Source organism: Pseudomonas sp. KU26590 (assembly GCF_026153515.1).
GTDB lineage: Bacteria > Pseudomonadota > Gammaproteobacteria > Pseudomonadales > Pseudomonadaceae > Aquipseudomonas.
In genome coordinates, this window is the sequence record NZ_CP110644.1 from 407,513 (window position 1) to 422,007 (window position 14,495).

14 protein-coding genes are annotated in these 14,495 nt (G+C 56.7%); 3 read left to right on the forward strand and 11 right to left on the reverse strand.

The features are described 5' to 3' along the window. Position 1: 1 nt before the first annotated feature. From atpB to rpmH, 11 genes are all read right to left on the reverse strand, one after another. Complete coding sequence (atpB, locus tag OKW98_RS01890) at positions 2-871, reverse strand: F0F1 ATP synthase subunit A (protein ID WP_265387744.1); 870 nt, start codon at positions 869-871, stop codon at positions 2-4. Positions 872-887: 16 nt separating this feature from the next. After that, positions 888-1,295, reverse strand: coding sequence for a F0F1 ATP synthase subunit I (locus OKW98_RS01895; protein WP_265387745.1), 408 nt, complete (start codon positions 1,293-1,295; stop codon positions 888-890). A 146-nt stretch (positions 1,296-1,441) separates the two neighbouring features. Further along, positions 1,442-2,314, reverse strand: a complete 873-nt coding sequence (locus OKW98_RS01900; protein ID WP_265387746.1) for a ParB/RepB/Spo0J family partition protein — start codon at positions 2,312-2,314, stop codon at positions 1,442-1,444. 9 nt (positions 2,315-2,323) lie between these two features. Next, a complete protein-coding gene (locus OKW98_RS01905) occupies positions 2,324-3,118 on the reverse strand; it encodes a ParA family protein (RefSeq protein ID WP_265387747.1) in 795 nt (264 codons plus the stop codon). An 18-nt stretch (positions 3,119-3,136) separates the two neighbouring features. Further along, complete coding sequence (gene rsmG / locus OKW98_RS01910) at positions 3,137-3,772, reverse strand: 16S rRNA (guanine(527)-N(7))-methyltransferase RsmG (protein ID WP_265389627.1); 636 nt, start codon at positions 3,770-3,772, stop codon at positions 3,137-3,139. A 5-nt stretch (positions 3,773-3,777) separates the two neighbouring features. After that, entirely contained in the window at positions 3,778-5,676 is a 1,899-nt protein-coding gene (gene mnmG / locus OKW98_RS01915; protein WP_265387748.1) for a tRNA uridine-5-carboxymethylaminomethyl(34) synthesis enzyme MnmG, read from the reverse strand. A 521-nt stretch (positions 5,677-6,197) separates the two neighbouring features. Then, entirely contained in the window at positions 6,198-7,568 is a 1,371-nt protein-coding gene (gene mnmE, locus OKW98_RS01920) for a tRNA uridine-5-carboxymethylaminomethyl(34) synthesis GTPase MnmE (protein ID WP_265387749.1), read from the reverse strand. Positions 7,569-7,646: 78 nt separating this feature from the next. Continuing rightward, on the reverse strand, positions 7,647-9,326 hold the full coding sequence (yidC, locus tag OKW98_RS01925) for a membrane protein insertase YidC (RefSeq protein ID WP_265387750.1): 1,680 nt from the start codon (positions 9,324-9,326) through the stop codon (positions 7,647-7,649). Positions 9,327-9,328: 2 nt separating this feature from the next. Continuing rightward, the gene (yidD, locus tag OKW98_RS01930) at positions 9,329-9,574 is read right to left on the reverse strand and encodes a membrane protein insertion efficiency factor YidD (RefSeq protein WP_074886126.1); all 246 of its coding nucleotides are present in this window, start codon (positions 9,572-9,574) and stop codon (positions 9,329-9,331) included. Beyond that, entirely contained in the window at positions 9,567-9,968 is a 402-nt protein-coding gene (rnpA, locus tag OKW98_RS01935) for a ribonuclease P protein component (protein ID WP_265387751.1), read from the reverse strand. The genes yidD and rnpA overlap by 8 nt, the downstream gene beginning before the upstream one ends. A 16-nt stretch (positions 9,969-9,984) precedes the next feature. Further along, complete coding sequence (gene rpmH, locus OKW98_RS01940; RefSeq protein WP_002551315.1) at positions 9,985-10,119, reverse strand: 50S ribosomal protein L34; 135 nt, start codon at positions 10,117-10,119, stop codon at positions 9,985-9,987. Positions 10,120-10,703: 584 nt separating this feature from the next. Here rpmH and dnaA point away from each other — a divergent pair. From dnaA to recF, 3 genes are read left to right on the forward strand one after another with little or no spacing between them, the layout of a single operon-like run. After that, positions 10,704-12,239 (forward strand): chromosomal replication initiator protein DnaA, encoded by a 1,536-nt coding sequence (gene dnaA / locus OKW98_RS01945; RefSeq protein ID WP_265387752.1) that lies wholly within the window; start codon positions 10,704-10,706, stop codon positions 12,237-12,239. A gap of 35 nt (positions 12,240-12,274) precedes the next feature. Next, positions 12,275-13,378: a DNA polymerase III subunit beta gene (dnaN, locus tag OKW98_RS01950; RefSeq protein ID WP_265387753.1), complete on the forward strand. Its 1,104-nt coding sequence runs from the start codon at positions 12,275-12,277 to the stop codon at positions 13,376-13,378. Positions 13,379-13,391: 13 nt separating this feature from the next. Beyond that, positions 13,392-14,495: a DNA replication/repair protein RecF gene (gene recF / locus OKW98_RS01955; protein WP_265387754.1), complete on the forward strand. Its 1,104-nt coding sequence runs from the start codon at positions 13,392-13,394 to the stop codon at positions 14,493-14,495.

Here is a 14,495-nt window from a genome sequence, read left to right on the forward strand (position 1 = left end):
CTCAATGGTTATCTTCGTGAGCCATCGACAGGTAGACGATGGTCAGCATCATGAAGATGAACGCTTGCAGGGTGATGATCAGGATGTGGAACACAGCCCACGCCCATTGCAGGACCACGCCCAGGCCGCTGAGCCACAGCAGACCGCTGCCGAACATGACCGCGATCAGAATGAACACCAGTTCACCCGCGTACATGTTGCCGAACAGTCGCAGTGCCAGGGAAATCGGCTTGGCCACCAGAGTTACGAATTCAAGCAGGAAGTTCACCGGAATCAACAGCGCCTGCAGGAAAATGTTCTTGCTGCCGAACGGGTGCAGGGTCAATTCGCCGATGAAGCCGCCGATACCCTTGATCTTGATGCTGTAGAAAATGATCAGCGCAAAGACGGACAGTGCCATACCCAGCGTCGCGTTCGGATCGGTTGTCGATACGGCGCGGAATGGAATGTGCTGATCACCGGTGATCATGATCGCGAGCTGCGGGATCCAGTCGACAGGAATCAAGTCGACGGCGTTCATGAGGAACACCCAGGCGAAGATAGTCAATGCCAGAGGGGCAATCACGGCGCTACGGCCATGGAAACTGTCGCGGACGCTGCCGTCGACGAACTCGACAAGGACTTCAACGAAGTTCTGGAGCGCGCCCGGCTGACCGGAGGTCGCCTTTTTTGCGGCCATGCGGAAGATGAGGAAGAAAATCAGACCCAGTGCGACCGACCAGCCGAGAGTATCGACGTGGAAAGCCCAAAAGCCCATTTCCTTTGCTTGCGCTGCGGAATGCGCGAAGCCCCAACTGCCGTCAGGCAAATGACCAAAGGTCAAGTTCTGCAAGTGGTGCTGGATATAGCCCGAAGCTGTTTGCTCTGCCATGGTTGCCTCAAACGCCCTAAGGTCTCGAAAGTCTTGTTCTCAGTAGCAGGGGCGCAAACCAACTGACCAGCTGGGTCAGTATGAACACGCCGAAAACCGCCAGCGGAGCCAGCGGCTTTACTCCCGCAAACGTCAGCGCAAATAGCACTGCCGTAAAAATCAACTTGCCTGCCTCGCCGGCGTAGAACGACCGGACGATGGCCTGCGCTGCCCTGGCCCCGGAGTACCGGAATGCCTTATGAGCAAAATACACATTCGGCAGCCAGGCTATCAGGCCTCCGCAAAGCCCCGAATACCCGGCTACAACACCGTGCCACTGCCAAAGCGCCAGCGCAGTCCCCAAGAGGACAATCAACTGAGCCAGCAAGATCGGGAAAACAGCCAGGCGATGGAATGGCAAGCGGTTTGGCGTGCGTGTCTCCATCACATGGGCTCCTCGTGAGCCGGCCGCCAAAATCAATAACTTGGCATAAATTGTGCCGACAAAATGCGCGCAGAGTATAGGGGCGGTTCAGCCCCTATTCAACTGCCAGGTAGTGATTTCCGACTACGCGCTACGCATGATTTGTTTCAGCGAATGTGAGCGAGGACTCCCTGTAGCTCATCCAGCGAATTATAACGGATGACCAACTGACCTTTGCCCTTCTGTCCATGGCGGATTTGCACCGCGGAGCCCAGCCGCTCGGCCAGGCGCTGCTCCAGACGTGTGATATCAGGGTCGGCCTTCACAGGCTCCGCAGCCTCCTGTTTGCCGCTCAGCCACTGGCGAACCAGTGCTTCAGTCTGACGCACGGTCAAACCGCGTGCGACAACATGTCGCGCCCCTTCAACCTGCTGATCTTCTGGCAATCCCAGCAGCGCACGGGCGTGGCCCATCTCCAGATCACCATGGGAGAGCATGGTCTTGATCACTTCCGGCAATGCGATCAGTCGCAGCAAATTGGCGACGCTGACGCGCGACTTGCCCACCGCTTCGGCCACTTGTTGCTGGGTCAGCTGAAATTCCTGCTGCAGACGCTGCAGGGCAATCGCTTCCTCGATCGGATTCAGGTCTTCGCGCTGGATGTTCTCGATCAACGCCATGGCGATGGCCGCTTCATCCGGCACATCACGGACCATTGCAGGAATCGTGTCGACCCCTGCCTGCTGGCTCGCGCGCCAGCGGCGTTCACCGGCAATGATCTCGAAGCGGTTATCGGCAATCGGCCGGACCACGATCGGCTGCATCACCCCTTGCGCCTTGATCGAGTTCGCCAGTTCTTCCAGTGCCTGGGGATCCATATCACGACGCGGCTGATATTTGCCCCGTTGGATAAGGTCCAGCGGAATGTGCTGAAGCTCGCGCTCACTGGCCTTAACCGCCTGTTCTTCCAGTGCGGTGACGGTGGGGCTGCTCAGCAGTGCATCCAGCCCACGTCCGAGTCCACGTTTCTTGACGGCCATGGAGTTTCCTTAAGTGGGCTGAGCCGCGGTGCGACTGCCGCGACGTTGGCGACGGACCATCTCGCCCGCAAGCGCCAGGTAAGCCAGCGCGCCGCGAGAAGTCTTGTCGTACGCCAATGCCGGCATACCGAAGCTAGGCGCCTCGGCCAGACGAATATTGCGCGGAATAACGGTGTCGTACAGCTGCTCGCCGAAGTGCTCTTTGAGCTGAGCCGAAACATCGTTGATCAAGCTGAGCCGCGGGTCGTACATGGTCCGCAGCAAACCCTCGATCTTGAGTTGGGGATTGAGCAACTCACCGATGCGCTTGATGTTATCCACAAGGTCACTCAGACCTTCGAGCGCAAAGTACTCGCACTGCATGGGGATGATGACGCCATCGGCCGCGACCAGCGCGTTGAGCGTCAGCATCGAGAGCGATGGAGGGCAGTCGATGAGAATGTAATCGTAATTTTCGCGGATGGGCGCCAGCGCTGAACGCAGACGCGATTCCTTCATCTGCATTTCCAGCAGAACCACCTCGGCAGCCGTCAGATCGCGGTTTGCCGGGAGTAACTGATATCCGCCGTGTTCGGAATAGTGCATGGCCTGAGTCAGGTCGCACTCGCCAATCAGCAAATCGTAGACCGAATGCTCAAGCGCGTGCTTATCCACACCACTGCCCATGGTGGCATTGCCTTGCGGATCGAGATCGATCAACAGCACCCGACGCTTGGTAGCCACCAGCGAAGCAGCGAGGTTGATGCAGGTTGTGGTTTTACCCACACCCCCTTTTTGGTTCGCTATCGCGAATACCTTAGCCATTCTTGCGTGTGTTCCCTGTCATGCCGTGCGGCGCAGTATCAGCAGATGCCGTTGACCTTGGCAACCGGGTACGGCCAAGGCTTGCGCGCTTTCCAGATGAAAATCTGCGGGCAATGCTACCAGTTCATCCACTGGATGCAGACCCTTCATTGCCAACCAGCGCGTTTCACCGTCGCCCATGTGCCGAGTCCACTGGGTAAAGTCTTCCAGACTGCTGAAGGCGCGGGAGATGATGCCGTTGAACGGCAGCACGGGCTGGAATGCTTCAGCACGGCTGTGGATAACTTGCAGGTTGGCGAGCGCTAGCTCGAGTTTGACCTGCGTCAGAAACCGGGTCTTCTTGCCGTTGCTGTCGAGCACCGTGACGTTCATGTCCGGAAACAGGATGGCCAGCGGGATGCCAGGCATCCCGCCGCCGCTGCCGACATCCAGCTGACGCTCACCTTCGATGAAACGCACCACGCTCAAGCTGTCCAGCAGATGCCGAGACACCATCTCATCCGGGTCACGAACAGCAGTCAGGTTGTAGGCCTTGTTCCACTTGATCAGCAAGGCCAGATACGCCAGCAACTGGCTGTGTTGGCTCTCGCTCAACTCGACGCCGAGCTCGCGCGCGCCAAGGGTCAGTTCTTCTGCATGCTGCGGGGTAACCATCGAACTCAAGCGCTTTGCTCCAACTGACGGCCCGCGCCGCGTTTTTTCAAATGAATCATCAACAGAGAAATCGCCGCTGGTGTGACGCCGGGAATCCGCGAAGCCTGGCCTAGCGTTTCCGGACGAGTTATCCCCAGCTTGCTCTGGATTTCTTTCGACAGACCAGGAATCCCGGTGTAGTCGATGTCAGAAGGGAGTCGTGTATTTTCGCTGGCACGCAGACGAGCGATTTCATCTTGCTGACGGTCGATGTAACCGGCGTATTTGGTCTTGATTTCGACTTGCTCAGCGACCTGCGGGTCAGGCGAGCCGTTACCGGTCAGCGCAACCAGACTGGCGTAGTCCACTTCCGGACGGCTCAGCAGGTTCAGCAAATTATATTCGTGGGTCAACGGGGTGCCGAAGTGCGCCGAGACCGCATCGCCCTGCTCGGTACCCGGACGAATCCAGGTGGACTTCAGGCGCTGTTCTTCCAGCTCGATGCCTTCACGCTTGGCACAGAACGCCGCCCAGCGGGCGTCGTCGACCAACCCGAGCGCCCGACCCTGTTCGGTCAAACGCAAGTCCGCGTTGTCTTCGCGCAAAATCAGACGGTACTCGGCGCGGGAGGTGAACATCCGGTACGGCTCTTGGGTGCCCAGTGTAATCAGGTCATCCACCAGCACGCCGATGTAAGCCTCATCGCGACGCGGACACCAGCTGTCCTTGCCTTGAGCCCTAAGGGCTGCGTTTGCTCCGGCGAGCAAACCCTGGGCGCCGGCCTCTTCGTAACCGGTCGTGCCGTTGATCTGCCCTGCAAAAAACAACCCACCGATGACCTTGGTTTCCAGGCTGTACTTCAGGTCGCGCGGATCGAAGTAGTCGTACTCGATGGCATAGCCAGGCCGCACGATGTGAGCATTTTCCATCCCGCGAATAGACCGAACGATCTGCAGTTGTACGTCGAACGGCAGGGAGGTCGATATACCGTTTGGATAAAGCTCATGGGTCGTCAAACCTTCCGGTTCGATAAACACCTGATGGCTTTCCTTGTCGGCAAAACGATGGATCTTGTCTTCGATCGACGGGCAATACCGCGGGCCGACCCCTTCGATCTCCCCGGCAGCAGAATACATCGGCGACCGATCCAGATTCGCAGCGATGATTTCGTGGGTTCGAGCGTTGGTGTGGGTAATCCAGCAGCTGACCTGGCTCGGGTGCTGAGCCTTGGAGCCCATGAACGACATCACGGGGATCGGCGTATCACCTGGCTGTTCGGTCATCACCGAGAAATCCACAGATCGGCCATCGATGCGCGGAGGTGTGCCCGTTTTCAGGCGACCCACTCTCAGCGGCAGCTCCCGAAGCCTGCGCGCAAGCGCAATGGACGGCGGATCACCGGCGCGGCCGCCGGAATAGTTCTGCAGACCGATGTGGATAAGTCCGCCCAGAAAGGTACCTGTGGTGAGAACCACGGAGTCGGCCAGAAAACGCAGGCCCATTTGCGTCACTACGCCGCGCACCTGGTCCTGCTCGACGATCAGGTCGTCGCATGCCTGCTGGAATATCCACAGGTTAGGCTGGTTTTCGATGATTTCTCTGACCGCTGCCTTGTACAGCACGCGGTCCGCCTGGGCACGCGTCGCCCTTACAGCCGGGCCCTTGCGGCTGTTAAGCACACGAAACTGGATACCACTTTTGTCAGTGGCCGTTGCCATCGCACCACCAAGTGCATCGATCTCTTTGACCAGATGACTTTTACCGATGCCACCAATGGCCGGGTTGCAACTCATTTGGCCGAGGGTTTCCACGTTGTGCGTAAGCAGCAGGGTGGTAGCACCCATACGTGCGGACGCCAGTGCTGCCTCGGTACCGGCGTGACCGCCGCCGATGACGATCACTTGAAAACGGGAAGGGAAATCCACCACGCACCTCGTGCCTGTTGATTGGGGGGAATAGGAATGGCGGCAAGTATAGGGACTTACCCCCCTTAAGAAACCCGTTGCGCAAAATCTAACCAGCTGTGGATGAATACCGGTTATAGAAATTAAAAGAGAAGAAATTTATAAGATCTTTGTTTTTATGTTTATATTTACTGACCCACATTTCTGTGGATAAAACCCTGATGCCCTTACAGGACGTAGTGTACAGAGAATCAAAAGCCTGTGCCTATGTGGCCGAGAGGCCCTTGGATAACCTGTCTAAGCCTGTGGATTAAAGTGGAACTTGTCCACAGGCGGAATTATCCTCAGGTCAGACGCCTGTTTATCAACCGAGCTTAGTCGTGGTTATGCACAGAGCTTATTCGAGAAATCAGGCGCTGAACGGTCAAATGCGAGGCGCAGTTATCCCGCCGAGCATTGATCGGGAGTCAAGAAAAGTCAGAAGAGTGAATCGAGATGGGGCAGATCCGCAGAGATTGATCTGCCTGGGGATAGAAACGAGGTTATTTGCCGATGCAAAAGCTGGAGAAAATTCGGCCCAACAAATCGTCCGAGCTGAATGCGCCAGTGATTTCGCCCAAGGACTGCTGCGCTTGGCGCAGGTCTTCGGCAAGCAGCTCTCCGGCGCCGGCTAAAGTCAGCTGCGAGCGTCCGTGCTCGAGAGAAGCGCTTGCCTTGTGCAACGCCTCAAGATGGCGACGTCGTGCGCTGAAGCTTCCTTCAGCTGTTTGCTGATACCCCATACACGCCTTCAAATGCTCGCGCAGAAGCTCTACGCCCTCACCGCCGGTCTTGGCGCTGAGGCTGATGGTCACGTGGCCATCGACGCTGGTCAACAGCTCCACCGGCTCATCACTCAAGTCCACCTTGTTACGAATCAGCGTGACATGGGCCGGATCAGGTCGTTGATCGAGGAACTCTGGCCATAATGCGAAGGGATCACCCGCCTCGGGCGCTGTTGCATCCACCACCAGCAAAATCCGGTCGGCCTGGCCTATCGCCTGAAGCGCGCGTTGAACGCCTATTTTTTCTACCTGATCGTCGGTGTCGCGCAGACCTGCGGTGTCCACTACGTGGAGAGGCATGCCATCAATGTGGATATGTTCGCGCAGGACATCCCGGGTTGTACCGGCAATCTCGGTCACGATCGCTGCGTCTTTGCCCGCGAGTGCGTTCAAGAGGCTGGATTTGCCGGCGTTGGGCCTGCCTGCAATCACTACATTCATGCCGTCCCTGAGCAAGGCGCCCTGATTGGCTTCGTGAAGCACTGTGGATAACTGGGCGCGAACGTTATCCAGCATGGTCAGGACGTGGCCATCCGCGAGAAAGTCGATTTCCTCCTCCGGAAAGTCGATTGCCGCTTCCACATAAATGCGCAGGCTGATCAGTTTATCCGTGAGCTCATGCACTCGCTGGGAAAATGCGCCCTGCAGCGACTTCAAGGCGTTGCGCGCGGCCTGGGCAGAACTCGCCTCAATGAGGTCCGCAATTGCCTCCGCTTGAGCGAGATCCAGCTTGTCGTTGAGAAACGCGCGTTCGCTGAATTCACCCGGCCGTGCCAGCCGGCATCCCAACTGCACGCAACGTTGCAGCAACATGTCCAGAACCACAGGCCCACCATGCCCTTGAAGCTCTAGCACATCTTCCCCCGTGAACGAATGAGGGCCGGAAAAGTAGAGACCGATGCCTTCGTCGATTACTGCACCGTTCTCTTCTTTAAAAGCGCCGTAATGTGCATAACGAGGTTGAGGCAGTTTGCCGAGAATCGCCTCGGCGCACTTGCCAGCTTGAGGGCCGGAGATACGGACGATGCCAACACCTCCTCGTCCGGGAGCCGTTGCAATAGCCGCAATGGTTTCAAAAAGAACGTTCATGGGCCGACTCCAGGGCAACTGACGGATAGCAAAACGCCCCACGAGGGGGCGTTTTGAATAACTTGTTAACAGGGTAGATCAGGCTTCAGCTTTCTTGGCTTTCGCTTCGATGCTGCGGGTGATGTACCACTGTTGAGTGATGGACAAGGTGTTGTTCACCACCCAGTACAGCACCAGACCAGCCGGGAACCACAGGAAGAAGAACGTGAAGATGATTGGCATCAGCTTCATGACCTTGGCCTGCATCGGATCCGGAGGTGTCGGGTTCAAACGCTGCTGGATGAACATGGTAGCGCCCATGATGATCGGCAGAATAAAGAACGGATCCTTGATCGACAGGTCAGTTATCCACAGCAGCCATGGTGCCTGACGCATTTCGACGCTTTCAAGCAGTACCCAATACAGCGACAGGAAAACCGGCATCTGTACCAGAATCGGCAAGCATCCACCCAACGGGTTGATCTTCTCTTTCTTGTACAGCTCCATCATCGACTGAGACAGCTTCTGACGATCGTCGCCATGCTGCTCTTTCAACGCGGCGAGGCGCGGAGCGACTGCACGCATGCGTGCCATGGATTTATAACTGGCGGCCGACAGAGGGAAGAAAAGCCCTTTGATCAGCATGGTCAGGAAAATGATCGACCAGCCCCAGTTACCCACGATGCTGTGGATATGTTGCAGCAGCCAGAAAATAGGCTGGGCAATGAACCACAGAATCCCGTAATCCACTGTCAATTCCAGACCTGGGGATAACTCCTTCAGGACTGCCTGACTTTTCGGACCGGCGTAAAGCGTTGTAGTCGTCTCGGCTTTCGCGCCAGGTGCGACCGTCAATGCCGGGCCAGTAAAACCGATGATGTAATTGCCAGCACTGTCTTTACGGGTGGTGACAGTGTTGCTGTCAGCTTTGTTAGGGATCCAGGCGGTCACGAAGTAATGCTGCAACCAGGCGACCCAGCCGCCCTGAACGGTGTCCTTCACCGATCCTTTGTCGATGTCCTTCATGGAAACCTTTTTGTAGGGTTCCGAAGGTGTCCACATGGCAGCACCCAGATAGGTGGCGGTGCCAGTAGCGGTAGTCGAGGATGGATCAGCGCTCGCATCGCGTTTCAGCTGGGCGAACAGGTTACCGTTCCACGGCTGCGCGCTCTGGTTGTCGATCACGTAGGAAACGGTCAGGTCATACAGGCCGCGCTTGAACGTGAAGCGCTTGATGTAGTTAACGCCGCCATCGGTGAATTTCAGATCGACGACCAGATCGTTCTGGCCATCAGCCAGTTGGTAACTCTTTTGCGTTGCCGAGTAAACCGGACGACCAGTGGCTCGGGCATCAGGCCCGTTTGCGCCAGTCAGACCGCTCTGCGCAAGGAAAATCCGCTCGCCGCCGTTATCGAACAGCTGGAAAGGAATCTCGGGGTGATCCTGACGGCGTGGATACAGTGGCAACCGAAGCTGCACCACATCGCCGCCTACCGGATCAATTTCCAGATTGAGGACGTCTGTCTTCACCTGGATCAGATTTTTGCTGGTAGCCACCGGGATTTCCGCCGGCGCAGCCACTTCGCCGGTAGCGCTAGGCACGTCTGCATTGGCAGTCGCTGAACCTTGCGGAGCATCAGGAATAGCGGATGTATTTGTGTTGGCAGCAACATTCTGAGTCGGCAAGGCAGCCTGACCGTAGTCCTGGTTCCATTTCAGGACACCGACATAGGTCACGATTGCCAGGGCGACGATCAGGATCGTGCGTTTAATATCCATGATTACTCGGCCATCGAAGAGGAACGGGAGGTGGGAGCAGGTGGAACCGGGTCATAACCACCGGGATTCCACGGATGACACCGACCTAAGCGACGTAAGGTCAGCCAGCCACCGCGCACCAGACCATAATTTTCAATGGCCTCGTACGCGTAGCAGGAGCAACTGGGGTAGAAACGACAGTGACTGGCCATCAGAGGACTGATGGCATAGCGGTAAAACTGGATCGGAACGAGCGCCAGTTTACGCATCAGGACTGTATACCCCCGCAGTTTCGGTTTTAAGTTCGGGATCGGGCCGGCTGCGCGCCAGACGTTTCCAGAGCTTGCCGAAATGCTGAATCAATTCGGGGTTTTCAATGTCACCCAAGCCTTTGCGTGCGACGACGACAATATCCCATCCGACCAGGTTGTCCTGGTGAAGGCGAAACGACTCACGCATCAGGCGTTTCAAGCGGTTGCGCTGGACGGAGAGCTTCACGCTCTTCTTCCCGATCACCAGCCCGAGACGGGGATGATCAAGGTCGTTGTTGCGCACAAGGAGCAGGAGATTTTTCCCCGGAACCTTGCCGGTGGGGGAGTCAAAGACTGCCTTGAAATGCCGGGGTGTCAGCAAACGCTTTTCCCGACTGAAGTCCTGACTCACCACCTGTGCCGATTAATCAAACTGCCAGACGCTTACGGCCTTTGGCGCGACGACGCGACAGAACTGCGCGACCGTTTTTGGTGGCCATACGAGCACGGAAACCGTGGGTGCGAGCGCGCTTGATAGTGCTGGGTTGGAAAGTACGTTTCATGGCGTGTTACCTGGTTCGTCCACAACGGGCCGGAATGGCCCCCGTTTTAAGAGACCGGGGATTCTAGAGAAAGCGGGCTCGCAGGTCAATTTCCAACCAACCTTTCTTGCATTTAGTTCCTGAGTGCAGTTCATCGACAGCGATCAGTCAGCCGGTGCATTCTTGGAACGTAGATATAGAAATAAAGAAGGAAGGTATTTAAAGCTTCTTTGTAAAGCTTATAAAAGCTTAAGGAGAGGATTTCTGTGGATAAATCTCTACAGGCCACGTATCTCTTAATGTACAGAGGAATGAAAGTCTGTCCACAAGGGGTGCGCGGGCTGTGCGGCAGCTGACTACAACCTGTGCATAGAACGGCTATTTATCCACAGGCACCTTATCCACAGGTTTCAGCCCGGGGTTATGCAAAGGGCTGAAGCGTGGTTATCCACAGACCTTAACTATCCACCGGCTGTCGTCTTTTTCAGCGCTGTAGTCTCGGTTTGATGCGCTGGCGCCCTACCTTCATGTGGATAAGTCGGCTTCGGGTGGTTACAATGGCCGCTTGTTTTTGCCGCGCCGGCTTCAGAATCTAGGGGATATTTGTGTCAGTGGAACTTTGGCAGCAATGCGTTGAGCTTTTGCGCGATGAGCTGCCTGCCCAGCAATTCAACACCTGGATCCGTCCGTTACAGGTTGAAGCCGAAGGCGACGAATTGCGCGTGTATGCGCCCAACCGGTTTGTGCTGGACTGGGTCAATGAGAAGTACCTGGGTCGATTGCTCGAGCTGCTGGGCGAGCACGGTCAGGGAATTGCCCCGTCGCTGTCTTTATTAATAGGCAGCAAGCGCAGCTCGGCCCCACGTGCCGCCCCGAATGCACCACTTGCTGCCGCAGCCGCCGCATCTCAAGCCGCCGAAATGGCAGCCACCAGCGACGCACCGGTCGCAGCACGAGTACCGCAGTCCGTCGCAACGCCTGCTCCAATGATTCAGACCTCTTTGAATGTCGAGGACGAGCCTTCCCGGGCGAGCTTCGATCCAATGGCTGGCGCCAGTTCCCAGCAAGCCCCTGCGCGAGCCGAGCAGCGTAATGTTCAGGTTGAGGGCGCGCTGAAGCACACCAGCTATCTGAACAGGACCTTCACGTTCGAAAACTTTGTCGAAGGTAAATCCAACCAACTGGCGCGGGCGGCCGCCTGGCAGGTAGCGGACAATCCCAAGCATGGCTACAACCCGCTCTTCCTTTATGGCGGTGTGGGTCTGGGTAAAACTCACTTGATGCATGCTGTGGGTAACCACTTGCTCAAGAAGAACCCGAACGCCAAGGTCGTGTATTTACACTCCGAGCGGTTTGTGGCGGACATGGTGAAGGCGCTACAGCTCAACGCAATCAACGAGTTCAAGCGCTTCTATCGCTCCGTTGATGCACTGCTGATCGATGACATTCAATTCTTTGCCCGCAAAGAGCGTTCCCAGGAAGAGTTTTTCCACACCTTCAACGCCCTGCTCGAAGGGGGGCAGCAGGTTATTCTCACGAGCGACCGCTACCCTAAAGAAATTGAAGGTCTGGAAGAGCGCCTGAAGTCGCGCTTCGGTTGGGGCCTGACGGTTGCGGTCGAGCCTCCGGAGCTGGAAACCCGGGTGGCAATTTTGATGAAGAAGGCGGATCAGGCGAAAGTCGATCTCCCTCACGACGCCGCGTTTTTTATTGCGCAGCGTATCCGTTCCAACGTGCGAGAGCTTGAGGGTGCGTTGAAGCGCGTCATCGCTCACTCACACTTTATGGGTAGGGATATCACGATCGAGCTGATCCGCGAGTCGTTGAAAGATTTGCTCGCGTTGCAGGACAAGCTGGTGAGTGTGGATAACATTCAGCGGACTGTCGCTGAGTACTACAAGATAAAGATCTCCGACCTGCTGTCCAAACGGCGTTCCAGGTCCGTCGCACGACCGCGGCAAGTGGCGATGGCACTTTCCAAGGAACTCACCAATCACAGCCTTCCTGAAATCGGCGATGTGTTTGGCGGCCGCGACCACACAACGGTCTTGCACGCGTGCCGGAAGATCAATGAGCTTAAAGAATCCGATGCGGACATCCGCGAGGACTACAAGAACCTGCTGCGGACTTTGACAACGTGATACCGACGCAGCTTATCAAGGCAAGGGACTAGACCATGCATTTCACCATTCAACGCGAAGCCCTGTTGAAACCTCTGCAACTGGTCGCGGGCGTCGTTGAACGCCGTCAGACCTTGCCGGTTCTGTCGAACGTGCTACTGGTCGTTCAAGGCCAGCAGTTGTCTTTGACAGGTACTGACCTGGAAGTTGAGCTGGTCGGCCGTGTGCAGCTGGAAGAGCCCGCGGAGCCGGGGGAAATCACCGTTCCAGCGCGCAAGCTGATGGACATCTGCAAAAGCATTCCGAATGACGCGCTCATCGACATCAAACTCGACGAGCAAAAGCTGATCGTCAAAGCGGGTCGCAGCCGTTTCACGCTTTCCACCCTGCCTGCCAACGACTTCCCTACTGTCGAAGAAGGCCCGGGTTCACTTACGTTCAGCCTTGTTCAAAGCAAGCTGCGCCGCTTGATCGAGCGCACCAGCTTTGCCATGGCACAGCAGGACGTTCGCTACTACCTCAACGGCATGTTGATTGAGGTTCAGTCAGGCATTCTGCGCGCGGTTGCGACTGATGGGCATCGTCTTGCGATGTGCTCCATGTCTGCAGAGATCGAGCAGGCCGACCGTCACCAGGTGATCGTGCCGCGTAAGGGCATCCTGGAGCTGGCCCGGCTACTGACCGAGCAAGATGGTCTGGTCAGCATCGTCCTGGGTCAGCATCACATTCGTGCAACCACGGGTGAGTTCACTTTCACCTCCAAGCTGGTCGATGGCAAATTCCCGGACTATGAGCGAGTGCTGCCCAAGGGTGGCGACAAGTTGGTAGTGGGTGATCGTCAGGCCCTGCGGGAAGCGTTCAGCCGCACGGCGATCCTTTCCAACGAGAAGTATCGAGGTATTCGCCTTCAGTTGGCCAACGGCCAGTTGAAGATTCAAGCGAATAACCCGGAGCAAGAGGAAGCCGAAGAAGAAATCAGCGTTGACTACAACGGCAGCTCGCTCGAGATCGGATTCAACGTGAGCTATCTGCTCGACGTGCTGGGTGTCATGACCACGGAGCAAGTTCGTCTGATTCTCTCAGACTCCAACAGCAGTGCGTTGGTGCAAGAATCCGGTAATGACGACTCGGCCTATGTCGTCATGCCGATGCGCCTGTAACAGCAGTTGATCAATGTCTCTTAGCCGCGTCTCGGTCACCGGGGTGCGCAATCTGCACCCGGTGACCTTCTCTCCTTCTCCCCGCATTAACATCCTCTATGGCGCCAACGGCAGTGGGAAGACCAGTGTCCTTGAGGCCATCTATCTCCTTGGCTTGGCGCGCTCTTTCCGCAGCGCCCGGCTGCAGCCGGTCATTCAGTACGAGCAACCTGCGTGCACGGTCTTTGGCCAGGTAGAACTTGCCGAAGGTGGCCATAGCAGTCTTGGCGTTTCCCGTGACCGTCAGGGAGAATTTCAGATTCGTATCGATGGACAGAATGCCAAGAGTGCCGCACAACTCGCCGAGACGTTGCCGCTGCAGCTGATAAACCCAGACAGCTTTCGGCTCCTTGAAGGCGCTCCCAAGATCCGACGTCAGTTTCTAGATTGGGGAGTGTTCCACGTGGAACCTCGTTTTATGTCGACCTGGCAGCGGCTTCAGAAGGCCCTCAGGCAGCGGAACTCGTGGCTTCGCCATGGTACACTTGACGCCGCTTCGCAGGCCGCATGGGACCGTGAACTGTGCCTGGCGAGCGATGAAATTGACGAGTTTCGGCGAGCTTATATCAAGGCGCTGAAGCCGGTGTTCGAGCAAACCTTGAGTGAACTTGTTCAGATCGATGGGCTGACGCTTAGTTACTATCGAGGATGGGACAAGGAAAAAAACCTGAGTGACGTGCTGGCATCTTCGCTTTACCGCGATCAGCAGATAGGTCACACGCAAGCGGGACCGCAACGTGCAGATTTACGCCTGCGGCTTGGCGGACACAACGCGGCGGATATCCTGTCCCGTGGGCAGCAGAAACTCGTGGTCTGCGCCCTCCGCATTGCCCAGGGACACTTAGTCAGCACGGCCCGTCGTGGCCAATGTATTTACCTCGTCGACGATCTGCCATCGGAGCTCGATGAGAATCATCGCGGTGCGCTTTGTCGCCTGCTGGAAGAATTACGCTGCCAGGTATTTATCACCTGTGTAGATCATGAATTGTTGAGGGAAGGCTGGCGGACGGAAACGCCAGTTGCTTTGTTCCACGTGGAACACGGCAATATCACCCAGACCCACGACCACCGGGAGTGA

Excerpts from the sequence above, each read along its gene's own strand:
- atpB (WP_265387744.1), bottom strand. The coding sequence starts at position 871 with ATGGCAGAGCAAACAGCTTCGGGCTATATCCAGCACCACTTGCAGAAC.
- OKW98_RS01895 (WP_265387745.1), bottom strand. The coding sequence starts at position 1,295 with ATGGAGACACGCACGCCAAACCGCTTGCCATTCCATCGCCTGGCTGTT.
- OKW98_RS01900 (WP_265387746.1), bottom strand. The coding sequence starts at position 2,314 with ATGGCCGTCAAGAAACGTGGACTCGGACGTGGGCTGGATGCACTGCTG.
- OKW98_RS01905 (WP_265387747.1), bottom strand. The coding sequence starts at position 3,118 with ATGGCTAAGGTATTCGCGATAGCGAACCAAAAAGGGGGTGTGGGTAAA.
- rsmG (WP_265389627.1), bottom strand. The coding sequence starts at position 3,772 with ATGGTTACCCCGCAGCATGCAGAAGAACTGACCCTTGGCGCGCGCGAG.
- mnmE (WP_265387749.1), bottom strand. The coding sequence starts at position 7,568 with ATGAACGTTCTTTTTGAAACCATTGCGGCTATTGCAACGGCTCCCGGA.
- yidC (WP_265387750.1), bottom strand. The coding sequence starts at position 9,326 with ATGGATATTAAACGCACGATCCTGATCGTCGCCCTGGCAATCGTGACC.
- yidD (WP_074886126.1), bottom strand. The coding sequence starts at position 9,574 with ATGCGTAAACTGGCGCTCGTTCCGATCCAGTTTTACCGCTATGCCATC.
- rpmH (WP_002551315.1), bottom strand. The coding sequence starts at position 10,119 with ATGAAACGTACTTTCCAACCCAGCACTATCAAGCGCGCTCGCACCCAC.
- dnaN (WP_265387753.1), top strand. The coding sequence starts at position 12,275 with ATGCATTTCACCATTCAACGCGAAGCCCTGTTGAAACCTCTGCAACTG.
- recF (WP_265387754.1), top strand. The coding sequence starts at position 13,392 with ATGTCTCTTAGCCGCGTCTCGGTCACCGGGGTGCGCAATCTGCACCCG.